This window comes from Burkholderia sp. JP2-270 (genome assembly GCF_003233675.1).
Taxonomy (GTDB): domain Bacteria; phylum Pseudomonadota; class Gammaproteobacteria; order Burkholderiales; family Burkholderiaceae; genus Burkholderia; species Burkholderia pyrrocinia_C.
In genome coordinates this window covers 2,954,959-2,980,426 of sequence record NZ_CP029825.1, presented here as the reverse complement: position 1 = coordinate 2,980,426, position 25,468 = coordinate 2,954,959, and the positions used below count along the sequence as shown (strand labels likewise).

Sequence of the window (25,468 nt, the reverse complement as noted above, 5' to 3'; positions counted from 1 at the left end):
CAGGCCCCATGGATTACCCCCGCGCCTGCTCGCTGTCGAGGTGAGCCGTCGGTAAAGCCGGATAGCGGTCACCGGCAGCCGCCCCGGCGGGAACCGCCGTTTCGATGCGAGAGAGATTATTGACCGTTAGTTGCAATTGCACGCACCGATCAGCGGCACGACGCCGATGCCGCGCGACAGCCCCCACGCGATCGCGACCTGGGCCGGATTGCTGCCCTTCTCGTCGGCAACCGCGCGCAGCGCATCGACCTTCATGTGGTGCGTGGGTGGACCGGATTGTCGGCGCATCGCAGTGCGCGATAAACGCGAAACGCTCCACCAAACCATTCCGCGCTGATTAACAATGGAGCCTGCTCCAACCCGCCAACGCTCCCCGCCCCGCATGGACCACCTGCAAGCAATGCGCATCTTCGCGCGCGTCGCCCATCTCGGTAGCTTCACGAAAGCGGCCGAGCAGTTGCAACTGCCGCGACCGACGGTGAGCAACGCCGTCCAGTACCTGGAAAAGCACCTGAATATCCGCCTGCTGCAGCGCACGACGCGGCGCGTCGCGCTGACCGCCGAAGGCGCGACCTATTACGAGCGCTGCGTGCAATTGCTGGCCGATCTCGACGATGCGGAATCGCTGTTCGAGGACGCCCGCGCATCGCCGCGCGGCGTGATCCGCGTCGACCTGCCCGAGCGCTTCGCGTTGAACCAGGTGATTCCGGCGCTGCCGGATTTTCATGCGCGCTACCCCGACCTGCGCGTCATGATCAGCACGACCGACCGCTTCGTCGATCTCGTCTCCGACGGCATCGACTGCGCGGTGCGGGTCGGCGTGCTGTCCGACACGTCGCTCGTCGCGCGGCGGATCGGCGAGATGGCGCAGGTCAACTGCGCGTCGCCCGCGTATCTCGCGCGCCACGGCACGCCGCGATCACCGGACGAACTGCCCGACCACGTCGCGGTCGGCTATTTCTCGAGCCGCACGGGCCGCGAGCTGGACTGGGAATATGCGGACATGGATACGGGCGAGCTGCACACTGTGAAGATGCGCAGCATCGTGTCGGTGAACAGCTCGCAGGCGTATCTCGCGTGCTGTCTCGCGGGCCTCGGGCTGATCCAGGCGCCGCGCGACGGGCTCGCGCCGCTGTTCGCCGACGGCTCTCTGGTCGAAGTGCTGCCGGAATGGCACGCCGAGCCGCTGCCCGTGTCGGTGGTGTTCCCGCACGGGCGCCATCTCGCGCCGCGCGTGCGGATCTTCGTCGACTGGCTCGCGGAAACGCTCGGCGGCACGCGCCGGGCGGGCTGACAAGGGCCGGCGCCCGGGCATTCGCCCCCGGCCGCCGCCCCGGTCAGAACTTGTGGCGGATCGCGGCGCGCACCGCGAACTGGTTCGACGACGCGGACGGGCCGTCCGTCCCGACGACGTAGCCACCGTCGGCCGCCGTGCCGGTCTTGTCGCCGCCGACCTTCTGCCACGCGCCCTGCAGATAGACGTCAGTGCGCTTCGACAGGCTGTAGTCGGCCATCAGGCCGACCGTATGGTACTTCGGCTTGAACGAGCCGGCCGCGGCATCGAACTTGCCGTCCGTGTACACGTACTGCGCGCCGAGATAGAAATCGGGTGTGAGCTGGTACTTGCCGTTGATTTCGAAGTTCTGGAACTTCGTCGCGGTCAGCCCGAGGCCGGCGAACGTCGAGGCCGGCAGGTAGACGGTCGACACCGGGTTCTTCACGTCCGTCTTCGTGTAGACGAAGCCGACCGTTGCCGGGCCGAACGTGTAGTTGACGCCGCCGCCGAAGATGCGCAGGCGATCGGCGACGAAGTTCGCGTCGTCGGCCGCGATCGCGCCCGCGCTGCCGACGCCCGGGTTGTTCGCCTGCAGGTACGCGGCCGCGACCTGCAGCCCGGCCAGCGAATACTGCGCGCCGATGCTGTACTGGCGGTTGTTCGAGAAGCCGGTGCTGTTGCTGAAGCTGTACGTGCCGCCGAACGTCAACCCGTTCCAGTCGGAGCTCGCGTACTTGACCGTGTTGTTGACGCGGAACGAGTTGTCCGTGTTGTCATTGTCGAACGGGTGCGAGAACAGCGTGCCGCCCCAGTTGCCGTTCGCGGTCAGCGGCGCGAGATAGTCGACGACGGAATCGTACTGGCGGCCGAAGGTCAGCGTGCCGAAACGCGACTCGCTCAGCCCGACGAACGCCTGGCGGCCGAACATGCGGCCGCCCTGGTTGAGCCGGCCGTTGTTCACGTCAAAACCGTTTTCCAGCGTGAAGATCGCCTTGAGCCCGCCGCCGAGATCCTCGCTGCCCTTCAGGCCCCAGCGGCTGCCCTGCGCAAAACCGCTCGCGAGCTGGTAATTCGTCTTTCCGACCCCATTGACGTTCACGTTGTTCGTGTAATTGATGCCCTCGTCGATCAGGCCGTACAGCGTCACGCTGTTCTGGGCAAAGGCCGGCGCGGCGAAGGCAGCGAGCGCGGCTGCAAAAATGACGTGCTTCTTCATGACGGATCTCCGGAGCCGAGGGCCGGGCGGGCCGAGCGCCCGGCGAATTGTTTGATCTGTTTTGTGTGTGGCCCGCAGGGCGGACGACGCGGTGTGCGGCCGCGTGAGGACAAAATGGTGTCACGTCGCAAACCGGCCGTCCATCGGGGCAAGGAAACCGCGCGCAAAGCGTTGCGCTCTCCCAACTGCCCCGTTGCGCCGACAGCCTCACCGGGCTTGTCGGCAGCGGCGTTCCGGCCCACCATCCGCGTAAACCCGACAAGCGTCGCATCGGTGGCACAATGCGCATCCGTTCGCCATTTCTTCACGAAGTCATGCTTCACCCCGATTCTTGCGCGGCGCGTGCCGGCCGTGCACGCGGCCCGCGCCGGGCGGCGGTCCGATGACCGCGCCTGCCCGGGCCGGCCGCTACGCCGAGCTCGATTTCTTCCGCGGCCTCGTGCTGCTCGTCATCGTCGTCGACCATATCGGCGGCAGCATCCTGTCGCGCGTGACGCTGCACGCGTACGCGCTGTGCGACGCGGCCGAAGTATTCGTGTTCCTCGGCGGCTTCGCGACCGCGATCGCGTACAACTCGCTCGCCGAGCGGCACGACGAGGCCGCCGCGCGCCAGCGTTTCATCCTGCGCGCGTTCGAGATCTACCGCGCATTCCTCGTGACGGCCGGCCTGATGCTGCTGATCACGGCCGCGCTGAACGCGCTCGCGATCGACGGCCCGAACATGCCGACCAACGATCTCGACGGCCTGCTCCACAAGCCGCTCGCCGCGCTGCGCGACATCCTGCTGTTCCGCCGCCAGCCGTACCTCGCGTCGGTGCTGCCGATGTACGCGTTCTTCGCGCTGCTCGTCCCGCTCGCGCTGCCGCTCGCGCGCACGCAGCCGTGGCTGATGCTCGCGTTCAGCGGATCGCTGTGGTACGCGGCGCCGCACGTCGCGCGCTTTTTGCCGACCGTCGAAGGCGCGCCGTGGGACTTCAACCCGTTCGCGTGGCAGTTCCTGTTCGTGCTCGGCGTGATCGCACGCTGCCAGCCCGTCTACCAGACGCTCGCGCCCAGGCCGCAGGGCTGGCTGCTCACGGCCGCCTCGCTCGCGATCATCGCCGCCGGCGCGTACTACCGGCTGCGCATCGAGCCGTTCCCGACCGATCCGTCGATCAAGCAGAACCTCGGCGCGCTGCGGCTCGCGAACTTCCTCGCGATCGCGTGGCTCGCGGCCAAGCTCGTGCACCTCGGCTGGATGAAGAAGGTCGCGCACGCGATGCCTTGGATCGGCACGATCGGCCGGCAGGGGCTGCTGTGCTTCGTCGCGGGCACCGGCATCTCGCTCGCGGTCGATTCGCTGCTTTACCAGGCGACCGAAGGCTATCTCGACGTGCCGCTCGGCCTGACCGCCGATGCCGTCGCGATGGGCCTGCTGTATCTCGTCGCCAAACTCTACGGGCCGCTCGTCGCGCGGCTGCCGTTCCGTTCGCGGCAATGACGCGCCGCGCCGTCATGCGCCGCTGCTACGATAGCCGGCGCCTCTCCTGAAACGATTCGCCATGCGCCGACTCGCCCTTCCGTTCGCCGTCACCCTGATCGCCGGCTCCATCGCCACCGCCCGCGCCACGCCGGCGGCGCCGGCGGTATCGCCCGCGCCGCCGTCGGCCGCGCAAGCCACCCAGGCCGCGCCGGTCACGCCGGCCGCCCAGGAGCCGCCGGTCAATCCGGGCAGCAGCGTCGCGCTGCGCACGTTCCGGTCGGCGTCGCTGAAGCGCGACTGGTCGTACACGGTTTATCTGCCGCCCGGTTATAACCCTGAAGGCGCGCGCTATCCGGTGATGTACCTGCTGCACGGCAATGCCGGCAACGCGAACGACTGGATCACGCAGGGCCGGCTGCAGGCCACCGCCGACACGCTGATCGAGCGCCACGAGATTCCGCCCGTCGTGATCGTGATGCCGCAAGGCGGCACCGACTGGTACGTCGACCGCAAGGAGAAGATGCAGAGCGCGTTCCTCAACGACCTGCTGCCCGAAGTCGAAGCGCACTTCGCGGTGTCGAACCAGCGCGCGGGCCGCGCGATCGGCGGCGTGTCGATGGGCGGCTTCGGCGCGCTGCGCTTCTCGCTGCTCGAACCCGGCCTGTTCTGCGGCGCAATGCTGCTGAGCCCCGCGATCTATGCGAACGAGCCGCCGCTCAATTCCGCCGCGCGCTATGTCGGCGTGTTCGGCGACCGGCAGTTCGACTCGCGCGTGTGGCACGAGCTCAACTACCCGGCGCTGATGCGCGGCTATTTCGCGCGCAGCTGGCGCGTGCCGATGTTCATCGCGGTCGGCGACGACGACCTGACGATCCAGGCGGAATCGAGCGTGCTGTACACGCAGCTGCGCCGTGCGCAGAACCCGGCCGAGCTGCGCATCGTAGACGGCGGGCATACGTGGGACGTGTGGCGCGGGTTGCTCGGGCAGGGCTTGAAGTACGCGCTCGAGTGCGTGAAGTGACGGCGGGCGGGCGTTACCCCGCCCGTTTCCGTCAAGCCGGCCGATGCCCGGCCCATCCTCCGTCGACAGGAGCGATGCGCATCGCGCACAACCCGGGCGCGCACGCCGCGCTCAAAGCCACGTGCCGCCCTGCCGCTCGCTCGGCTCCTCGGCGAGCGCATCGAAATCGTGAATCCAGCCCAGGTGATGCAGCACGCTGTCGCGCTCGGCCAGACGCGCGTTGCGCGCCTGCGCGGCCGGCCCGTCGGGCAGGTGCAGCACGTCGGCCGCGGAAATCGACGCGTACTGCACCTTGCGCGTACGGCCGCGACGCAGGCGCTCGTATGCTTCCTGCGCTTCGCGCCAGTTGCCCGGGCCGGCCTTCGCCAGTTGCGCCGCCAATACCACCGCATCCTCGATCGATTGATTCGCGCCCTGCCCGTGATGCGGCACCAGCGCGTGCGCGGCGTCGCCGATCAGCGTCACGCGCCCGCGGCTCCAGCGGCCGAGCGGCGGCCGATGGAACAGCCCCCAGCGCTGGCTGATCGGCACGGCGGTGATCATCTGCACCACCGCCGGATGCCAGTCCCTGAACACGCGCAATTGCTCGCCCTCTTCCGCCGGCATGACCCAGTCGCGCGACGGCCACGGTGACGGATGACGCTCGACCAGCAGGAAATTCTGGTCGCCGTCGTCGCCGATCGGATAGTGCAGCAGATGCCCGTGCGGCCCGACCCAGAACTGGATCGTGCCGGGATCGGGCAGCAGGTCCATGCGCGCGGCCGGTACCACGCCGCGAAAGCCCGAGCAGCCCGAATACAGCACATCGTCATAACCGAGCATCCAGCGCCGCGTGATCGAGCGAGCGCCGTCCGCGCCGATCACGAGATCGGCTTCGACGCGCTCGCCGTTGTCGAATGCGAGCGTGACACGATCGGCGTGCTGCGCGAGATCGACCAGCCGGTGGCCGAGATGGATGCATTCGAGACCGACCGCGTTCGACAGCACGGCCTGCAGATCGGCGCGATGCACGCCCCAGTACGCGCCGCCGAATTGCCGGCGATAGTCGGGTTCGCCGCGATGATGGCCGATCACCGCGCCGCTGCGCCCGTCGCGATAGACGAGTCCCGGGATGTCCGCGCACACCGCGTCGAAGGCCGCGCGCAAGCCCATGCGCTCGTAGAAGCGCGTCGCATTGGCCGACAGCGCGACGGCCGCGCCGACTTCGCGCAATGCGTCGGTCTGCTCGTAGAGCTGCGCGTCGATGCCGTGCTCGCGCAAGGCGAGTGCGAGCGTCAGGCCGCCGATGCCGGCGCCGACGATCGCAATCTTCGGGTTCGTCTGCATGATGAAGGTGTCTCCGATATTCATATGTGGGGTCTGCGGGCTGCGCAGCGGTCATGTCGAATGCATGCGCCGTATCGGTAGTTTCAGGAGTGGACATTCATCCCGCAATAAAATGAAATGAATCTGCTTTATCACCGAATGCAATGATCCTGGCAAGGCGAAACCCATGGAACTGAGCGAGATCGACCTGAACCTGCTGCTGCTTTTCCAGCGGCTGATGCAGGAGCGGCGCGTGTCGAGCGTCGCCGAACAGATGAACATGAGCCAGCCGGGCGTCAGCAACGCGCTCGCGAAGCTGCGCCGCCGGCTCGGCGATCCGCTGTTCGTGCGCGGGCCGGGCGGCGTGGTGCCGACGCCGTTCGCGCTGCGACTGTCGGAGCCCGTGTCGCACGCACTCGCGACGCTGCATGCCGCGCTCAATCCCGAGACCGGTTTCGATCCGCTGCGCGCCGCGCGCACGCTGACGATCGGCATGACCGATATCGGCGAAGTCGTGTTTCTCCCCGCGCTGCTCGAACACCTGTCGCAAGCGGCGCCTGACATCGTGCTCAATACCGTGCGCAACACGAGCGTCAACCTCAGCGACGAGATGGCCGACGGCCGCGTCGATCTCGCGATCGGCCTCCTGCCGCAACTCAAGGGCGGGTTCTATCAGCGCCGGCTGTTCGATCAGCGTTATGTGTGCCTGTTCCGGCACGGGCATCCGCTCGAAGATGCGCCGTTGACGGTCGATGCATGGCGCGACGCCGAGCACCTGGTCGTGGTGTCGGCCGACACCGGCCACGGGCAGGTGGACGAATGGCTGAAGCGGCGCCGCGTGAAGCGCCACGTGCGGCTGACGGTGCCGCATTTCATGAGCGTGGGCTACATCCTGCAGCGCACCGACCTGATCGCGACCGTGCCGGAGCATCTCGCGCTGCAGCTCGCCGCGCCGTTTTCGCTGGGCTGGCGCGCGTTGCCCGTCACGCCGCCCGGTGCGCCGATTCATATGCTCTGGCATACGCGGGTCAATCAGGACGAAGGGAACCGGTGGCTGCGCGGCGTGGTGGTCGATCTGTTCGCGGAGACGGGTGTGCGGGCGCGGGGGGCTGGGCCCGGGCAGAAGAAATAGTCGCGGTTATCGCGCAATCACGGGTACCCAAATCCATGAATCCCAGACGCGTACATTCGCTCTATCTCAAGCATCGCCCCGAAGTCGATCTCGTCAAATGCGAGTGGATACATCTGCTATCGACCGGCAGCATCGATCGCGACCTGCTTCGGAAGATGCTCTCGACGATTGGCGCCGCGGACGTCCTGATCCACGTCCGCCGCAAGATCGGCGATTTTCTGCCGATCGAACCGGCGATCACCTTTATCGGCGAGAACATCGGCAAAGGCCAGATGCTCGTTTCCGATCGCGCCTTCACGAACTTTGTCGTCGTCGGGCATAACGGGGTGGCGGCGACCTGGCCACAGTGCCTGACGCGAAGTCGGATCGATCGGCTGCCGGGCGACCCGAAGGACGCAGCGGTTTAATCGATCAAGTGCCGGCCAGCATCGCAGTATCGAGCGCGCTCGACGATGTCGTTCGACACCGTGCACCGGGCATTTCGACTACATTGCCGAAATGGCGATGACATCGGTCACCCGCCGCCTCTTTCCTCATTCAACCCGCAGGAAATCAAGCCATGTCTGTCACGAAGAAATTCGCAGCCGTCACGGGCGCCGGATCCGGCATCGGTCGTGCGGCGGCCATCGCGCTCGCTCACGCGGGATTCACCGTCGCGCTGCTCGGACGCAACGAAGCATCGTTGAGCGAAACGCAGGACGCGATCCGCGCCGCCGACAGCGATGCGCACGTGTTTCCCGCCGACGTCACCGACGAAGCATCGGTCGACCGCGCGTTTTCGCAAATCGCGCAGCAGTTCGGCCGGCTGGACGTGCTGTTCAACAATGCCGGACGCAACGCCCCGCCCGTTGCCCTCGACGAATACGAATTCGACGTGTGGAACAGCGTCGTCGCGACGAACCTGACCGGCGTCTTTCTGTGCGCGCGGGCCGCGTGGCGCCTGATGAAAGCGCAAACGCCGCAGGGAGGCAGGATCATCAACAACGGCTCGATCTCGGCGCACGCGCCGCGCCCCGATACGATCGCGTACACGGCCACCAAGCATGCGGTGACCGGGATCACGAAATCGCTGGCGCTGGACGGCCGCCGGTACAACATCGCATGCGGCCAGATCGACATCGGCAATGCGGCGACCTCGCTCACGGACCGGATGACGCAAGGCGTCCCGCAAGCGGACGGCAGCCTCGCGCCCGAGGCGCGGATGGACGTCGCGCATGTCGCGAACGCAGTCGTCCAGATGGCGAACCTACCGCTCGACACGAACATCCTGAACATGACGATCATGGCGACCGCGATGCCTTTCGTTGGGCGAGGATAAGTGCGAGCGGTGCGGGAGACGGGCACGGCACTACCGTCGTATCCGTCGATGCAGGTAGCGCATCGGCCATGCCTCGTCAACTTGACTTGGCTTTCTTGCCTGCGGCCGGCGGCTTGCGTATCACGAACCGACGGCGGTCCTTGCCCCTGATCCAGAGCGGCGCGTTGCCGCGCCCGCTCCACTCCTTCCCGCTCGCCGGGTCGCGATACCGCGCCGGCAGCACTTTCACGATGTACGCACCTCGGCGGCCATTTCGGCCGACCAGGTCGCGATGCTTGATCGCATAGGTGTCCATCAGCGCGTGAACCTCCGCGATCGCGTCGATGCGTTCTCGTGCGCGTGCGCGCTCGATTTCCTCGTCCAGTTCGTCCAGCTCGGCAACGAGCTGCGCATAGGTCTTGCTCACGCTCATCTTCTGCTTCCTGCTCTGCATCCGCATACGAATCGACATGATTTGCATGACTAACAGACTGTTTTAAAACGCCCCGAGACGAAGGCATTCGCTTGACCGGCATGCGACGCATCTCTGCGCGCCGGATAACTCGACGCGAAGAGACTGACAATCCGCGGAACGCCGAAGCCCCGGCAATCACCCCGATGCCGCAAACAGGCAGGCATACCCGGCCGAAACGATCGTCCGCGCGGAACAAGACCCGCTGCGGACATCCGGACGCACAATCGCACGCCGCATTTCACATATCAAGCGATATGCGAAATGCAATCGTAAAGGTATCTATCTCAAATATCAACTGATATCCTTCCCGCCATGAATACGGTGCCCCTTCCCCCGCGGCTGAGTCGCGAAGAAAGTCGATTGCAGACCCGTGCACATTTGCTCGCCGCGGCGAAGCGGCTGTTTGTCGACCGCGGTTTCGGCGCCACGTCGCTCAGGGATATCGCGGCCGAGGCCGGCTACACGCAGGGCGCGTTCTATTCGAATTTCGCGAGCAAGGAAGAGCTGTTCGTGGAGTTGATGCGGGAGCGATCGAAGTCGCAAGTGGCCGACATCGCCCGGGCGTTGAGCGACCCGTCCGCGACCGGGGACGACATATTGAATGCGCTGGAAGTCTGGTCGCGGACCGTCGATGCCGAGCCCGAGTGGTCGGTGCTGGGCGTCGAGTTCAAGCTTCAGGGGCGTCGCAACCCCGCGTTTTCAGCGGCGTCGCAGGCGTTACTGGACGGCCACCGCGATGGCCTCGCCTATTGCATCGAACAGATTTTCGCGCGGATGAAGAAGGTGCCGCCCGAATCGCCGGCCGTCCTGGCCGTGTCGTTCATGGGGCTCTCGCAAGGCCTGTCGCTGCAGCAGTCGATCCTGTCCGACGTGCCCATCGGGCACATGATCATGGTGTTCCTGCGCAGTTTGCTGGCGACGGCGGAGCCGGTGCGTTGACCGGCAAGGTTACAAGCGATTGCGGGGATGGCCGGCGCCGCGATGGCGCCGGATTGCGAGCAGTGCAGTTCGCACTCGTCGACGTGAATTTATCGCGTTCCGCTTACAAAACAACCGTCGAACATCCGCATCCGGAATCCGAGTGTTTTTAGATTCATCGACGTGGATCAATACGGCTTCGCCATCGCGAAACACCGCCGGCCCCCTCACCTGCGCGAGCGGTGTATAGCTGCCCGGTTCGTACACGTAGTGCGACGTCTCGCGCATCTCCCATACCCGACGAGACGACCGCAATGCGTACGCGGCCCCGTCGCCAGCAGCGGAAACGGTCCTCCGCATGTCGGGCACATCACCAAATACCCATACAGCGCGACACCAATCCCAAGTGCTTCAGTTCATTGGTCGCTTCGACGACCCTGCCGCCATGGTCAGTCGCGTCGCCCAGACGCACCACATTTCTGCCTTGCGCATCCTGCATATCTGGCCTCCTTTCGGAAATATGTCATTCGGCTTCCTGCATCAATTCGATACCGTCACTTCGACGCGGCGGTTTCTCGCACGTCCTTCCTTCGAGGCGTTATCGGCCAGCGGATTGGCATCGCTCTGGCCTGCCACGCTGACACGCTCCTTCGGCACGCCAGCCGCCACGAGAATCTGCGCGACCTGCTGAGCACGGGCTTCGGAAAGCGCCTGATTGGTACCCTTAAGCGTCGTACTCGCCGGTACGGCATCGGTGTAGCCGGCGACACGAACGTGGGCGGCTGGTGCCGACGCGGCAATGATCCGACCGATCGAAGCCATCAGGGACGCCCACCACGGCGCCACTGTCACGTCGCCAGACCCATACATGCCGTTGAATCTGAGCGTCAGCGCGTTCGTCACTACATCACGGCTCAAATCGACATTCCCGGCAGCAAGTTCATCGCGCAGGCTCGATCCGAGCTGCTCGGTCAGCGTATCGAGGGAGGACGTCGCCGAAGCGGGCTGCAAGCTGCGTGCCCAATGGCTGACAGCCGCATATCCGATCACCGCCAGCAACAGCGCGACGACCAGACCGGCGACAATCCATCCGCGCGATCGCCGCGCCGTCGCGGGGCGCACCCACGGATCAACCACCGCTTGTCGAGGCAGCCGAACCGGTTCAATGTCACTAACGAAACCGAGTCCGCCCGCCATCACAACGTCATGCACACGCTCGCGGATGTTCAACAAGCGCATCGCGCCTTCGTTCGCAAAGCGGTAGCGCCCCTGGAATCCGAGATCGAGGAGGTTCTGAAACAGCTCGATCAGGTCGAGGTGCTCGCGTGGGCGCTCCATCGCGTCATCGATCAATCGAAACAACCGATCACCACCCTGCCGATCGTGGCCCAACGCCACCGCCAAGCTGTTTGACTGCCAGTCGATTCCCGTCACCTCGCCCTTTCCCCAACGCATCTGCATCGCTGCTTCATCGAGCGCGGCGCACAGGCAGTAACTCGCGCGGACCACGTGCTCGGTTCGAAGCTTCAATTCGTTACAGACACGCGTAAACAGCCTGAGCTCGTGTTCCAGCCATTGCCGCCGATGCACAACAGCTTCAGGATCCAGTGAAGCGGGTGTGCTGGCCAGGGCGCGCAACAAGACGTGTGCGGACTCAAGCAACGGATTGACCGCTTGCTCCGCGGCTTTCAGTCGCGCCGCAAACGACGGAGACGCCGGCAACCCGGCCTGGTTCCTCGAATCGGCGGTCGAAATCGTCACCTTGCAGGTTCCTCGCAGTTCATTGGGAGACGCCTGCCGGGCTCATCGGCATCGCGCCGCGCGGCAATCCAGGGGGCGGTCCGCTATCGGACAGGTTGAACACCGGCATCGAGGTCGGGCAGCGGAATGTCTTCAGCACATCGCTCGTCAATGGATTCGCCACGCTTCCCGTATTCGCAACGTCAAGCACCGCTTTGCGACCATCGAAGTCAAACGCAACTCGGGTACGGCCGGGCGTGGCCGTCTCGACAACCTGCCCCTTCCGAAGCAACCGCATCAGCGCCCACGGTCCGTCGGCCACGATCGTCGACGTATCCGGGCGAATGCGAGGGCTGGCGGTAATCTCCGTGTGGACGCCACCGCGCGGCCCCGGCCACGACACCGTGAACGGTGCCACTGGGCCATGCTGATAGAGCGAGCTCTGGCCGTCGATGTCGAGCGACAGGCTTGTGATCGTGGGATCCAGTTCGGGAATACGGATATCGGCCTTCCACGTAAGCTGCTTGTGACCTGGATCATTGAAGAAGACGTCACGAATCGCCTTCGCATGCTCGAACGGCTCCAGATCGGGCCCCTGGACAGATTCTGTCGCGCCGGGCAGCGTACGGTAGCGCCACGGCTTCGCGGCCGTGTCGACGAAGGGCGCAAGCGTCTTCGTGAAGAAATCGTCGATCACGCCGCCTTGCGCGAACACGCGAGTGAAGTCGTCGATGCTGACGTCGCGCTTGCTGTCGGGCGAGAACGGATAGTTGCCCTCGATGGAGAGCCGACACGCGTCGCCAACGACCGCCTGCATCTGTCGGGACAGCAGTTGGCCGATACCGTGGTTGACCTCCTGAGAACCGTCCGCGGCAAGCTGCAGCAGCACGGCCCGGAAAGGCGCCGGCATCGTGTTGGCCGTCATCTTGAGCTTCGCCCCGGTGTCGGTCGCCGGCGGCATGCTGTTGTTCGACAATGCGTTGTCGGAAACCGTAAGCGCCGTGTAGTAATCGTTCACCAGGTTGGCCACACTGTCGAGGCCCGTCCTTCCGGCCTGCGCGGCCGCCGCCTGGGGACCGGCCTGCGAGTCGGCGTTGCCCGTCACGACCTCGCGCAGCGCTGCGAAATGGTCGTCGACGAGTTCGCGTTCGACGCGTTCCGATGCGCGGATGCCGAGCACCTTGTCGGCCTTCTGGTTGAGCTGGTCGGCCGCCTTCTGAAGGAAGGAACCATCCGATCCGGTCGCCACCGCCGTGAGCGTCGTCTCATGCACGGCCGCGCGGGCGAGTCGCGCAAGCGGCGAGTCGGGGGCGGCGAAGCTGCGCAGCACCTGGAGATTGAATGCCAGGCTCGTGCCGCTCACCGTCCGGATGTCGTTGAGAAACGTATCCCACTGTTGCGCGTATTCCATCAGGTACTCGCGACGGACAGCATCCGTCAGCGCATCGTCCACCCCGGTCGCGTTGCTCACGATCTCAGCCGTTTTTTTTTGAGCCTCCCCCAGATACGAGCGACCCATCACCCACGCATCGTCGTCGCGCGCGATCTGGACGAATTCCGCTAGCCGCTTGTCGAACAGGTTCCGGTAGCCATCGAACGTAAAGAGACCCGGCACGCCGCGCGAGAGCGGCTGGTCGCTCGCCCGCGTGAACACGGTGCCGGCTTGCGGCCCGACGGCGCGCAGCAGCGTGAACTCGTCCGGCGCCTCCTTCAGCATCGCCGCCTTCGCACGCTGGTACAGACGGTCCGTCGCGTTGCTGCCGTCGAGGAACGCCCGGGCCTGCTGGATCAGTGCGTCGTTACGAATCAACGGCGACTTCACGACGCGATCGCCGGAAAGCAGCTGCTGCACGTGATCGATCATCGACGCGCGGCCGCCAAAAATCGCCGCGCTGTCGTTTTTCGCCCAGTCGTCGAGCACCCACGCCTTGACGTCGGCGGCATTGAATTTCGCGGTGTCGTAAAGCATCAAGTAGACGCGCAGCGCATCGTAGGCGGCCTTCGGATCCTTGTTGGTAATCGCCCCGGACATCACGTCTTCCATCCGGCGCACGATCTGCGGCACCAGCAGGTTGTCCTCCAGTGCATCGTAGGTGCGACCGCTCTCCGTCACGATGTTCGGTGGGGTATAGAGGCCGTAGCGCCATGTGCTACCGGGATCGGACAGGTCCAGATTCGGAAACGCCGGCAAATAGTGCGCTTCGGTCAGCGTGTCGGGTACGGTCTCCGGCTTGGGCACCTTGTACTGCTGCGTCACGCGGGCCGCCAATGCCTGAACCTTGCGGCCGATGGCGTCGAGATAGTCGCTGTTGTTGCCAAAACTCACGCGCAGACCGAGCGCGAGCCAGACGAACAGCAGCAAGGCGAGCGCATGTCCGATCAGGCGCAGCAACCGGTACCGGTACTCCCAGCGCAGGTTGGGACTGACGAGATGCGCTTCCGGGAACACGACGCGAGTCAGGACGTCGTGCAGGAAAAGACTCCGGTTGCCTTCATGCCCATCGGCGGCGCCCTCCTGCCCATGCTTCGGTGCAAGACGTTGCACGACCGTGTCGCGTTCCGCGACGACCGGGCTCCCGCCTTGCTGCGCGCTCGTGAAATAGACGCCGCGCAGCGTCGAATGAAGCTGGGTGTCGTCGTATCGGGAATCGAGAAATACGCGGTCGATCAGGTCGACGAGCGGAGCGATCAGTGCGGAGAACTCTTCCGGAAGCGCAGCAAGCCGACGACGTTTGATAGTTTCGTCTTCATCCTGAAGGCGCGAATGGATCATATCGGACAGTCGTCCTGACAACTGCATCAGTTCATCTCGGTAGCGCACATGCAAACCCGACTTCTCAATGGCATCCTTGCCATACGGCAACGTTACCCCCCAGGTCTGCGCACGACTCTCCGTCGTCAGATCGCTGAAATACTCTACAAATCCCGTCAGACGATCCATCTTCGTGACGAGTACGTAGACAGGAAAGCGAATTCCCAGCTCACTGCGCAGTTCATCGAGACGCGCGCGCAGCGCGGCCGCTTCGGCGATGCGTTTCTGTTCATCTGCCCTCGCCAGCGTGGCAACGTCGACCACGAGCAATACCCCATTGATCGGGGCACGAGGCCGATGTCGGCGCAACATTCCGAGAAAACCCAGCCATTCCCCGCGGTCGAGTGCTTCGTGCCACCCTCTCGTATCTCCGCGAATCGAAGCGGCATTCGCGCTCGACTTCGATGTGGCGGCCGGGGAAATGGAGGATGTCTCAGCCCCACCGTCCTCATGCGATTCTGCTGGCTCGTCGTCACCACGCACCTCGGCAGTCGACTTTCCCGCTGGTTCAGCCGGGACGTCAGCATCCGCAACCTTCGAAGTTCCATGACGCGTGTAGTAACCAACCGTGTCGATCAGCACGGCATCATTCGTGAGCCACCAGTCGACGGCAGCCGCTTCGTCCGTCGGTTTTCCGGCTGCACGCTGCATCTGCTCGGCGATCGGAAACGCCAGCCCGCCATTGAGCAGCATGCTCGTCTTACCCGCACTGCTCGAGCCTAGCGTGACGTACCAGGGCAGTTCATAGAGATAGCGCTTGCCCTGAAACAACTTGCCCAGCCCGCGCGAGCCAGTGCGCATCGACTTCAACCGTACCAGCGCGGCCGCGACGATTGCTTCGACCTTTTTCAACCGCGGTGCAGCCGGCGAATCCACCTTCTTCCCGCCGAAATGAAGCACCTTCTTCAGGAAAGCCTCGTCCTCTTGCATCTTGCGCCAGATCCGGACCGCCCAGAAAAGGACAAAGACGCCGACCACCAGCGCGATCGCGACGAGTCGCGTCGACACAGGCTCGAACGGTGACGCATGGCCGAACGACAACAGCGGCGCCGCATACCAGATCAGCAGGCACGACAACGTAACGAACACGATGCTCGTCGGCTTGCCTGCAAGCCAAAGCAATACGCCGACGAGCAACAGAACGATCAGCAGCACGCGCACGCCGGCTGCGGCAAGCGGCTTGAGGCCGCCGAATGCGAAGAACGGACCGACGAACCAGATCACCAGCGCAACGACGATCATCGCGAGGAACGCGAGAAACGCGCGCGATACAAAAAACGGCAGATACTTTTTCATGTCTTGTCTGGGAAGCGAATCCTGTCTATTGCGCAACGACGATCTCGACGCGCCGGTTCTGTGCGCGGCCCTGGGCAGTATGGTTGTCCCCAATCGGATCAGCGTCGCCTTTGCCCACCACCTCAAGGCGGTTGGCCGGCACACCAGCGGCTTGCAGCATCTGCATGACCTGGGTCGCCCGCTCCTCCGACAGCGCCTCGTTCGACGGGAACTGACGGCTACGGATTGGCTGGTTGTCCGTGTAACCCAGGACGGTGACCTTGCCTGGCACTTTCACGATTTCTCCCGCGATCTTCGCGATGAGCGGCGCCGTTGCACTTTTGATCGTGACGCCGCCGGGCAGGAACATCGCATCGCCCCGGAACGTCACCGCGCTATGACGCGCATCTTCGTTGACGCTGACCGTGCCCGCCGCGATCTCGTCCTTGAGTAGTTGCTTCAAATGCAATTGCGGCGGTGCGGGTGGCGGCGTCATCCGGCCGATATCAGCGATCTGCGTCTGCACAACCGCGCTGCGGCTCATCAGGTCGTACTTGAACCAGCCGAAGATTCCGAGAAGAACGATCGACAGCACCATGGCCGTCACCCATACCGGAAACTCGAACAACGACATGTGGCGCTTTCGATCGTGAGGCTTCCAGTTCGGCGACAATGCCTGGGGCACGGGCTCACGGCCGCGCATGATCTCGTTGTAGAGGCGCTGGCGCACGGCGGCGTGTTGCCGGGGCACGCCACGGTACTGGCCTTCAAAACCGAGGCTCAATATCCGATAGATAACTTCCAGCAGGTCGCGATGCTCTTCGGCATCCTGCAGCAAACGCCCGATCAGCAGATAAACTTTCGTCCCCCCCTCGACATCCCGATGAAATGTCGACGCCAGACTCGTCCGCACCCACACGGCCTCGAGCGAGTTGCCGCGTGCCCAGTCCGTCTGCATGGCGACCTCGTCCAATGCCGTGCAGAGACAATAGCTTGCGCCAAGCGCATGATCTCGGCGGATATTCGCTTGCGTACAGAGTTTCTCGAACGCGTGGATTTCGCTCGCCAGCAGGTCACGCAAACGCGTCACCTCACTGGCCGAAAGCATGTAAGGCATATCGGCTTGGGCCCGCAACAAAACGCGAGACGCTTCCAGCAGCGGATTTCCTGCAGCCTTGATCTTGTCCAGACGCTGGGCAAAGCTTTCTCGTGGCTCAGCAGGTCGGTCCAAGGGCGTTTCGTCCTTCCTGTTCAGTGCCTCTGTCAACGCCTCCTGATCTTCGGGGGATGCATGCATGCCATCTACAGGCCCGTTGGACTTTCTCACGGTAGACATGGTCAGCGCCCCACCTTGACCGTCGACGCCGCGATCAGCCTGCAACCGCATTCGGTACGGTGGCCATGCAACGCGACATGACGCCCGCCCATGCTGAGCGTCGGATGCGCCTCGACAATCTTGTTGATGCCATGCGGACGTCCGTCAGGGTAAATCGCCGGACAATCGACCAGGTCGTACAGGCGCGCGACTTTCTTGCCGCGAATCTTATGCGTTTCGGAACCGGTGATGATCCGGCCGCCATGGTCGGTCGCGTCACCGACGACTGCAATGCTAGTGGACATGGTGTCTCTTCGAAAATGCACGCTTACATGTGCGGAAAACTGCTGAAGTCGATCTTGACCGGCGGCGGCAAGGCATTGCTCTGCACTGCGATGTAATTACCGAGATCGGCCGCCGCTGTCCTGGCCCGCTCGGCGGCAATGCCCGCGGCATTGTCTTTCAGGTCGAGCGCCCGAACACGTCTGTCGTTGCCGACGAAGAACGTCCGCGCCCAACCGTACCCGCCCGGCGCGTATTCATGAAAATAGGGTACGCGGAACCACGCACGGCTGTCGTGAACGTAGTCGTCCAGCAACCGGATCGCGGCCTGAGGCAACTTTCGCACCGCCTCGTCGGACGTGTGTTCAAGCAGGAACGGCAGCATCTCCGGCTGCGGCGCGAGGACAAAATCCAGTATCGGCTGATACGGGGCGACCGCGCCGAACAGTTGTATCACCCGGTCGCGCCTCCCCATCCAGACGATCTTCGACCCTTGCCTGCGTTTGGAGGGGACATCCTTCCGGTCGACCGTCAGGTAATAGGCCATGACGTTCTGCTCAAGGGAAACCGCCGTCCCGATCGGTCCCAACTTCACCTTCACTGCCTCTCCCGGTGTCCGTGACCAGTACACCTGCCAGCGCGATCGCCGATCGGGATACAGGTACGCCAGCAAAAGCCGGAATTCTTCCGCGGCTTCCAGAAGGTCGGTCTTGTCGTTGGTCATGACGTCGGTCGTGCCCTCGCCGGGCCGAGGAGGTTTTCCCGCCGCGGCTGTCAGGATCTCGGCTTCCTTTTTCTTGATCTGTTCGCCGAGTTCGGCCGCTCTTTTCTTGAACGGATTCGCAAGTGCCGGAATCGCAGGCATGCTCAGCGCCGCTGCGTCGAGGCCGGCCTTTTGCTCCTCGAGCCGGCTCTTTTCGCGCTTGAGGTTGTCAAGCCGCGAGGACGACGCTGCCTTGCTCGCGATTCGCCTTTCCAGTCCGTACGGCGTGACGTCGTCTTCGGGCGCACTGCGGAAGAATTGCTGCGACGTGACGTATGCCTGCGGATTGCCATAGTCTGCGCGCAAGGTACGCCATGCGAGCGACTGCCCCATACCTGCGCGTATTGCCGTTTCAACGCTGTCGAGGGGTTTTTGATTGACGGTTGAGAGCCAGTCGTTGAAGGTGCGGACAAGCGATGGCGACAATGAGAAATCTCTTATCAGATCATCGCGCCTACTAATGTCGTCTTTGACCATCAACGGCACGCCAGCCTTCAACGCTTCGATATACATGTTGTGCAAGGCAATCTGACTGAGCTTGCTTCCTTCGCCATCTCGGGACTTGCCCTCTTCGCCCACCCGATAGCCGCCGCCAACGTCCGAATGCACACCCGGATATGCAACCTCAACTCTGCGTGATTCGCCGCCCGGATAAATCTGCTTCTCCCGAATGGAATCAAGCGGGAAACTCATCCGCTGTTCATGAATGGAGAAGAAGTGCACGCATTTCCTGACCGACTCGGGTACGTTGAGTGCTCCGTCCGCCGTCCACGCCCAGTGCCCATCAAGCTCGTCAAGGTTGAGCGCGGCCGTTGCGGTGTCGGGTATGCCAACCGATGCGACGGTATCAAACAACCCCAGGAAGCTGACCTCGTAGGGAATCGCGCCTGCAATCATTCCGCCCTTCGCCCACGTGTTGATAAGCCGGTTAACGAATACCCGTGCCCCGGCCGCACCACGCGAAAAACCGATAACGTTCACCCAGACTTTCTTGATCGAGCGATTGAGCTGACCACCGGGTCCACGGTGCTTCTTCTGAATCGCCGACAGTTCGCCATGCAGACGTTCCAGTTTGGCCTGTGACTGGTAGCGGTAGTACAACCGCGCAGCCTTTGTCAGCGTGCCGACCGGACGAAGCACCGGAGACACCGTGCGGGCAGCGAGCGCCAGATTGCTATTGGAGGCCATGACTTCGTCGTCAATTTGCGAGCACAAGGCACGAGCGTCGACGTCGTTCAACATAGGAGGACCAGCCATTGCTTGATGCAATGCATTCAGTACACGGGTGTAACCCCACGCCACACGCATGCCGAAACCGTAGGCCATTGCCTTGCCGATCGAGGTGAATTCATTCTCACCAATCTCTGGAAATGGAGTGCCTACGCCAGGTATGTAGAACGAATACTCACCCGCCTTGTGTTCGTCGCTACATGCGTAGTACAACCTTGCGACGTTCGTATGCGTTGGCTTCTCTTTGTTCTTGGTGTCCCAATACTCGTTGTTGTTCGTACCGTCAAAAAACAGATTGACGTGCAGCGTCTGCGGACAGCCGGACGGTTCACCTGCCAGTACGCTTTTACCCATCAGTCGGGCGGCCTCACCTTCGGCTAAACGCCCTTTCTCATTGAATGCCTCAGGCCAGCGAATGACGCTCATTGCGCGTTCTCCTTATCTTCGTTCAGCTCAGTATCCAGTACGCCCTGCGCGATGTACTGATCATGGTCACCGATTCTTTCGAGAACTCCGGACTTGTCCAACACCTGCACACGAATTCGATCATCTGGCAGAAAATGTGCCACAAAGCCGAATGTGCCCGGATCGTACGGGGGGACTTCTGCCGTTGCCGTGTACCATTTACCCGGCGTCCTGCCATCTTGAATCTTGTCAACTTTCCACTTGACCACAAGCTTCATGCCGGGACGCCAGTGGCTGGGAATACCCATACAACACATAAACTTCCCCCCACCTGACCGCTGATCCCCTTGCTTCTTTGGAAAAATATTCGGACCGCCTGCCCAGAGATCCTGGCCTTCATTAGCAACGCGAAACCGTGCAATGTAGTAATCGGTGTAGTTGTAGCCGCTTACGTCTCCTGGATTGCTCTCGTTTGCATCCGAGCATCCGACCATCGTTAGCAATAGCCCTGTCGCGAACAAAGCAACGATTCGATTCATAATTAGAGTTTTCATCGCAGAGATTCCACTTTCTATACCGTTAAGAACGGTAACCAAGCAATGCCTGCCGACAGCTGGACGGCTCACCTGCCGGCGTACTCTTGCCCATTAGTTGGGCGGCTTCACCTTCGGCTAAACGCCCTTTCTGAATGAATGGCTCCGGCCAGCGAATGACGCTCATTGCACATTCTCCTTACTCTCGTTCAGTTCAGGATCTAGCACACCCTGCGCAACGTACGGATCATGGTCATCGATTTTTTCGAGAACTCCGGACTTGTCCAACACCTGAACACGAATCCGGTCACCAGGCAGAAAATGCACCACAAAGCCGTATGTCCCTGGATCGTATGGGGGAACTTCTGTCGTTGCCGTAAGCCATCGATCGCCGCTTCGATCATCATCATAGGGATGTGTATCTCGCCTCCACTTGACAACGAGCTTCATACCGAGGCGCCACTGACTGGGAATGCCGATACAACACATGAACCCCCCTCCTCCCGAACGCTCTGCCCCTTGCTTCTTCGGAAAAATGTTCGGCCCGCCTGCCCAGAGATCCTGACCTTCATTCGCAACGCGAAACTGTGCAATGTAGTAATCGGTGTAGTTGTAGCCGCTTACGTCTCCTGGATTACTCTCGTTTGCATCCGAACAGCCGACCATTGTTAGTAATAGCCCTATCACGAACAGGGCAACGAGACGATTCAGAACGGGGATTTTCATCGCAAATATTCCGTTTTTTCCTTCACGAAAATATGGCGAGGCAGTGTCCTCGGACAGTCACACAGCTCACCTGCCAGCGTACTCTCGCCCATCAGTCGGACGGCTTCACCTTCGAACAAACGCGCCTTCTCATTGAATAGCTCGGGCCAGCGAATGACGCTCATTGCGCATTCTCCTTATTCTCGTTCAGTTCAGGATCCAGCATGCCCTGCGCAACGTACGGGTCACGGTCATCGATTCTTTCGAGAATTCCGGATTTGTCCAACACTTGAACACGAATCCGATCACCTGGTAGAAAATGCACCACAAAGCCGTATGTCCCCGGATCGTACGGGGGAACTTCTGTTGTTGCCGTGTACCATTTACTCGGTGTCTTTCCATCTAGGGCCTTGTTAGCTTTCCATTTGACAACGAGCTTCATGCCAGGACGCCAGTGGCTGGGAATGCCGATACAACACATGAACCCCCCTCCTCCCGAACGCTCTGCCCCTTGCTTCTTCGGAAAAATGTTCGGCCCGCCTGCCCAGAGATCTTGACCTTCATTCGCAACGCGAAACTGTGCAATGTAGTAATCGGTGTAGTTGTAGCCGCTTACGTCTCCTGGATTGCTCTCGTTTGCATCCGAGCATCCGACCATCGTTAGCAATAGCCCAGTCACGAACAGGGCAACGAGACGATTCAGAACAGGTATTTTCATCGCGATATTCCATCCCTTCGCATCATCGGCGAGCAATAAACGCGACGTGGCGACAATTGGCCAGACGATTTTCCATTTCCATTATCGAAAATCGAAACGCGAGTCGAATTGCCGACATTTGGCACTCTCATTCCCCAGCCATCCCCACGGCGAGCCCGCTCACGCGCTTCTCGGAATCGTCGTTCAGCTTCCGCCAGATGTATCCAGGAACTCGTTCAAACTGCTGCACCAACGGTGTCTTTCCCGTTACGCTCGACCGAATCGCAAATCGAATCTCGTCTTGCTGATCGAATGACTCTCCGTACCGGTACGAAGCCACGCAAAACGCGTGGCGATCGGCCCGCGATGCAAGGCCCCAGTCAACTGCCCGGTTATATCTGCGCAAGAAATCCTGATAGCTCACTGCATACGGCTGCGTCTCATCGATCAGGCCAAGATCGACCATCTCGCCCACTAGCGCATAGGGTTCGTCACGTTGTTCCAGTTCATCGAGTTGTTGCTGCTCAAGCGAAACATCAACCTGCTCGACATCGACACCATGTCTACGCTCGTCGATTTCGACGCGCTGCCATTCCATATGGCCGCCGCGGTACATCCACATGGACATCGGATACGTAATCCCGGCGCGCACTTCCTTGCCGCAAACATCCAGGATCGATGGAAGCGACCGCGGATCGAACAGGCGCAGCAGAACTTGCATGCCATCGCCGATGTCCGCAAAGAGAGAACGCTGCAGATGCGCGTTGAGTTCATCGATGCGCAGCGCGCTACGTATCACCGTGAGGCATGGCCGATACCGATCCATGTGATCGATCTGGCGCGCCCATTCGCTATCGGCATCATCGATCTCGAACAGGATCGGGGCCGCATTGCCGGCTTCTTCCTCCGGCAATCCTTCAAACAATGAACGCACTTCCGGCGAATATTCGAGCACCCATGGAGCGAGTGCCTCCGGGTACTGGGCGCCGTCGACCAGGCCGTAAAGTTTTTCAGGGTGCTGCACTGTAGACATGATCTAACCTCAGAGTCTCGGCACGACAGAAGCGCCCGTCTTCGCGGCTTTCATCAGGCACTCGATACATACCTTGGGAACGTGCAACTCGACGGGTACCTCGTCCGGCTGCGGGAAGAAATGGTTGGTCGCATGCGCAAGCCAGACACCACTGGTTCCGCTCTTGATGGTGCCTTGTTCGAGTTCGATATAGCTACCGCCCCCGTTCAGCACCAGTTTCTTTTTCGCCTTGATATGGATCGTGTCGCTGGTCACGTTGACTTCGAGCAAGGCCAGCAGATTGATCGCCTTCTGAAGTGCATGAATATCGATGTCGCCGTCTGCCGCGACGGCTTTCATGCCGTCGCGAGCCGAGAACAAGCGCATTGCATCCCGTGCACTGACAAGAACACTGCCGTTCGCGGATGCCGCGATATGCTCCCCACTGGTGAATGCAATATGCTGACCGCTCGCGATATGAGTGGTCGCGGGAGTCGTCGTCTGAATGCCGGCTGCACCGGCAACGACGATCTGCGGCGTCTCCAGTTCCGTAAAACCGTCCTTGTCGGCCTCGCCGTGCGTGCCGCCTATTGCCGCGTTCTGTCGGGCCAGCGCTTTCGCGACGGATTCCTGATGGTTGTCTGCCTCTTGCGCAGTTGCCTGCTGCGCCAGTTGGGCGAGCACGGACTGCCAGCGTTCGGCCTCCTCCAGCCGAGCGGTCGTTTCGCCCATGTCCGTCATATGGGCTTGCGCGTTCGGTCGAGCCTCGGTCGTGAGCAACATGCCCTGCCCAGCACGAAACACGCCACGTCCGTCCGTGCGCAGTTCGGCCCCCCGGCCGCGCTCATCCTGCCTGCCGGCATTACCCGCGATACGCGTGATGTAACCCAGATTCAACTGAGAGCTGCCTTCGTCACTCGACAGATGTGCCTGGATTTTCCCGTTCGTATCGTCGAAAGCCAGGGTGTTCGCCCGCCGACCACCGATCTCGCGGCTGCGGTAACCGGCCAGCGCCTGGTTGCCCGGTAGCTCGAACGGCGGCATGTTGAATGCGTTCGTGGCACTTCCGACAATGATCGGCAAGTCCGGGTCGCCGTTGACGAACGCAACTTCGACCTCATGCCCACGACGCGGCAGGAATATCCCGCCGAACTGATCGCCGTGCCACGCCCCGGCAACACGTACCCAGCAGCTCGAACGCTCATCGTTCTTGCCGAGGCGATCCCACAGGAACTGGAGTTTTACGCGACCATATGCATCGGTCCAGATTTCCTGATTTTCCGGGCACGTAACCACCGCATATTCGACGCCGGCAACGCGCGGCTTCGCGATCGTGCGAAGCAACCGGAAGGGTTCATTGGACGGCTGCAACGTAAAGCGTGCTTCGCAACGATAGCGCTGACCAGTACCAGACGCCTCCCCGATCTCCTCGATCGTCAGCGTGCAGGCAATAACCGCGTACTCGCGATTGGCCGCAGTCTGCGGGTAGTGCGACAGCACGAATGTTTGCCCGGTCACGACGCCACGCAAATTTCCGTTGCCGAATGCCCGCAGCCCCTGGCAGCGATATGCCTCCATCTGCACGATCGTCTGGTATTCCGCCTCGGTACGCGGATCGTTGTGGTCGCCGGAAAGACCCGCGGCACCCGCCTGGGGCTGCACATGATCGCCCCACGTGTAATGCTCCTGATGGGCGAGCCCTGTGTCGCGAGGGTCGTCATGCGTGACCTTCAGATCCGCACGCGGCCACGTGTAGTCGTAATCGACGCTGGTCACCGCACCCGTCGTGAGCGCGTGCGAAACCGACAGATCGTGAATATGCTCTTCGTCGATGCGCCGACCGGTCGGCGCCTGATAGCGAATCGTCGCATAGGCTTCGTCAAGCGGCTTGAGCGCAGCCAGAGAATCCGTGAGCACCAGCCGGTGCTTGCCTTCGCTGTGCTCGAAGAAATAGAAGATGCCCCATTCTTCCCAGATCCGCTGCAGAAACACCCAGTCGCTTTCGAAGTGCTGACGCTGGATGTCGCGCTTCGGCCACGTCTTGTTGGGACGTGGCGTGGTCAAACGCATTTCGACGGGAAATGGGTAGGCCGAGAGCACGGCATCGGTGATCTCGATCACCGACATGTCCTGGAAAATGCGACAGTCGCAATTCTTGGTTGCGGACCAGAGCCAGGGGCGCAACGTGAGCACGTAGACGATCGAACGACCGTCTTCGCGCAGCATCCGAGCGTTGCTCACGACACCGGTAATCTCGCGCGTGCCGGCGCCGATGTTGGCCATGCCGGCATCGCCTGGCAGACCTGGGATGAATCGGCCTTTCCCCTCGAGCTGGATCGAAACGGTCACTTCAGTGCCGATCAGCGCGTCGAGATTGACGTTCGCCGCAATGCTCGGCGAAAAACCGAGCGCATCCGGCGTTTTCAGTTCGAGCATGTACTCGAACAACTCACCGATCGTTTCGCCGCCGCTGAGCCTGACCGGCGTAAGGATCGGCTGATTGCCATATGTCGGCAGTGCCGCACCGGCAACGGACAGGGTACGAGGTGCATCAAACAAAGCCATCTGCTTCTCCGTTCACGATCGGCGTTCGCGGG

The 25,468-nt window shown here is 62.4% G+C and carries 21 protein-coding genes and 1 pseudogene; 7 read left to right on the top strand and 15 right to left on the bottom strand.

The annotated features are described in order from the left end of the window. Positions 1 to 13 precede the first annotated feature (13 nt). Positions 14 to 249, bottom strand: a pseudogene (locus DM992_RS31630) (aldo/keto reductase); the annotation flags it as partial. A 133-nt stretch (positions 250 to 382) separates the two neighbouring features. Between DM992_RS31630 and DM992_RS31625 the strand changes: the two are divergent. Further along, positions 383 to 1,294 carry a LysR family transcriptional regulator gene (locus DM992_RS31625; RefSeq protein ID WP_111020046.1) on the top strand — a complete coding sequence of 304 codons (912 nt, stop codon included), beginning with the start codon at positions 383 to 385 and terminating at the stop codon, positions 1,292 to 1,294. Between the two features lie 43 nt (positions 1,295 to 1,337). Here DM992_RS31625 and DM992_RS31620 read toward each other — a convergent pair whose 3' ends face one another. Further along, entirely contained in the window at positions 1,338 to 2,492 is a 1,155-nt protein-coding gene (locus DM992_RS31620; protein ID WP_111020045.1) for a porin, read from the bottom strand. Positions 2,493 to 2,874: 382 nt separating this feature from the next. Here DM992_RS31620 and DM992_RS31610 point away from each other — a divergent pair, with 382 nt between their 5' ends. Next, complete coding sequence (locus tag DM992_RS31610) at positions 2,875 to 3,972, top strand: OpgC domain-containing protein (RefSeq protein ID WP_111020510.1); 1,098 nt, start codon at positions 2,875 to 2,877, stop codon at positions 3,970 to 3,972. Between the two features lie 61 nt (positions 3,973 to 4,033). Next, positions 4,034 to 4,975: an alpha/beta hydrolase-fold protein gene (locus tag DM992_RS31605; protein WP_111020044.1), complete on the top strand. Its 942-nt coding sequence runs from the start codon at positions 4,034 to 4,036 to the stop codon at positions 4,973 to 4,975. 111 nt (positions 4,976 to 5,086) lie between these two features. Here the strand turns inward: DM992_RS31605 and DM992_RS31600 are convergent, their stop codons facing one another. After that, positions 5,087 to 6,301: an FAD-dependent monooxygenase gene (locus DM992_RS31600; protein ID WP_111020509.1), complete on the bottom strand. Its 1,215-nt coding sequence runs from the start codon at positions 6,299 to 6,301 to the stop codon at positions 5,087 to 5,089. Between the two features lie 166 nt (positions 6,302 to 6,467). Here DM992_RS31600 and DM992_RS31595 point away from each other — a divergent pair, with 166 nt between their 5' ends. The 3 genes from DM992_RS31595 (at position 6,468) to DM992_RS31585 (ending at position 8,730) form a co-directional block, all read left to right on the top strand. Then, positions 6,468 to 7,412: a LysR family transcriptional regulator gene (locus DM992_RS31595; protein WP_111020043.1), complete on the top strand. Its 945-nt coding sequence runs from the start codon at positions 6,468 to 6,470 to the stop codon at positions 7,410 to 7,412. A gap of 35 nt (positions 7,413 to 7,447) precedes the next feature. Continuing rightward, positions 7,448 to 7,819: a hypothetical protein gene (locus tag DM992_RS31590; protein ID WP_111020042.1), complete on the top strand. Its 372-nt coding sequence runs from the start codon at positions 7,448 to 7,450 to the stop codon at positions 7,817 to 7,819. Positions 7,820 to 7,971: 152 nt separating this feature from the next. Beyond that, positions 7,972 to 8,730, top strand: coding sequence for an SDR family oxidoreductase (locus DM992_RS31585; protein WP_111020041.1), 759 nt, complete (start codon positions 7,972 to 7,974; stop codon positions 8,728 to 8,730). A gap of 76 nt (positions 8,731 to 8,806) precedes the next feature. Here the strand turns inward: DM992_RS31585 and DM992_RS31580 are convergent, their stop codons facing one another. After that, a complete protein-coding gene (locus DM992_RS31580; RefSeq protein ID WP_239511390.1) occupies positions 8,807 to 9,142 on the bottom strand; it encodes an H-NS histone family protein in 336 nt (111 codons plus the stop codon). A gap of 402 nt (positions 9,143 to 9,544) precedes the next feature. On the opposite strand from DM992_RS31580, the gene DM992_RS31575 reads away from it, so the two are divergent. Continuing rightward, entirely contained in the window at positions 9,545 to 10,123 is a 579-nt protein-coding gene (locus DM992_RS31575; protein ID WP_239511389.1) for a TetR/AcrR family transcriptional regulator, read from the top strand. A 519-nt stretch (positions 10,124 to 10,642) separates the two neighbouring features. Here DM992_RS31575 and icmH read toward each other — a convergent pair. From icmH to tssI, 11 genes are all read right to left on the bottom strand, one after another. Next, positions 10,643 to 11,863: a type IVB secretion system protein IcmH/DotU gene (gene icmH / locus DM992_RS31565; protein WP_111020039.1), complete on the bottom strand. Its 1,221-nt coding sequence runs from the start codon at positions 11,861 to 11,863 to the stop codon at positions 10,643 to 10,645. Between the two features lie 19 nt (positions 11,864 to 11,882). After that, positions 11,883 to 15,950, bottom strand: coding sequence for a type VI secretion system membrane subunit TssM (gene tssM / locus DM992_RS31560; RefSeq protein WP_111020038.1), 4,068 nt, complete (start codon positions 15,948 to 15,950; stop codon positions 11,883 to 11,885). A gap of 25 nt (positions 15,951 to 15,975) precedes the next feature. Further along, the gene (gene tssL, locus DM992_RS31555) at positions 15,976 to 17,226 is read right to left on the bottom strand and encodes a type VI secretion system protein TssL, long form (RefSeq protein WP_239511388.1); all 1,251 of its coding nucleotides are present in this window, start codon (positions 17,224 to 17,226) and stop codon (positions 15,976 to 15,978) included. Positions 17,227 to 17,267: 41 nt separating this feature from the next. Next, positions 17,268 to 17,549 carry a PAAR domain-containing protein gene (locus DM992_RS31550; protein WP_111020036.1) on the bottom strand — a complete coding sequence of 94 codons (282 nt, stop codon included), beginning with the start codon at positions 17,547 to 17,549 and terminating at the stop codon, positions 17,268 to 17,270. Between the two features lie 23 nt (positions 17,550 to 17,572). Then, entirely contained in the window at positions 17,573 to 19,945 is a 2,373-nt protein-coding gene (locus DM992_RS31545; RefSeq protein WP_111020035.1) for a DUF2235 domain-containing protein, read from the bottom strand. Then, positions 19,942 to 20,478: a DUF3304 domain-containing protein gene (locus DM992_RS31540; RefSeq protein WP_111020034.1), complete on the bottom strand. Its 537-nt coding sequence runs from the start codon at positions 20,476 to 20,478 to the stop codon at positions 19,942 to 19,944. Before DM992_RS31540 ends, DM992_RS31545 begins: the two co-directional genes overlap by 4 nt. 162 nt (positions 20,479 to 20,640) lie before the next feature. Further along, positions 20,641 to 21,183, bottom strand: a complete 543-nt coding sequence (locus DM992_RS31535; RefSeq protein WP_111020033.1) for a DUF3304 domain-containing protein — start codon at positions 21,181 to 21,183, stop codon at positions 20,641 to 20,643. Further along, positions 21,180 to 21,347: a hypothetical protein gene (locus DM992_RS41935; RefSeq protein ID WP_162631773.1), complete on the bottom strand. Its 168-nt coding sequence runs from the start codon at positions 21,345 to 21,347 to the stop codon at positions 21,180 to 21,182. The genes DM992_RS31535 and DM992_RS41935 overlap by 4 nt, the downstream gene beginning before the upstream one ends. Next, positions 21,344 to 21,880, bottom strand: coding sequence for a DUF3304 domain-containing protein (locus DM992_RS31530; protein ID WP_111020507.1), 537 nt, complete (start codon positions 21,878 to 21,880; stop codon positions 21,344 to 21,346). Before DM992_RS31530 ends, DM992_RS41935 begins: the two co-directional genes overlap by 4 nt. Positions 21,881 to 22,007: 127 nt before the next feature. Further along, the gene (locus DM992_RS31525) at positions 22,008 to 22,892 is read right to left on the bottom strand and encodes a DUF4123 domain-containing protein (RefSeq protein WP_111020032.1); all 885 of its coding nucleotides are present in this window, start codon (positions 22,890 to 22,892) and stop codon (positions 22,008 to 22,010) included. Positions 22,893 to 22,901: 9 nt separating this feature from the next. Continuing rightward, positions 22,902 to 25,436, bottom strand: a complete 2,535-nt coding sequence (gene tssI / locus DM992_RS31520) for a type VI secretion system Vgr family protein (protein WP_111020031.1) — start codon at positions 25,434 to 25,436, stop codon at positions 22,902 to 22,904. Positions 25,437 to 25,468: the final 32 nt, after the last annotated feature.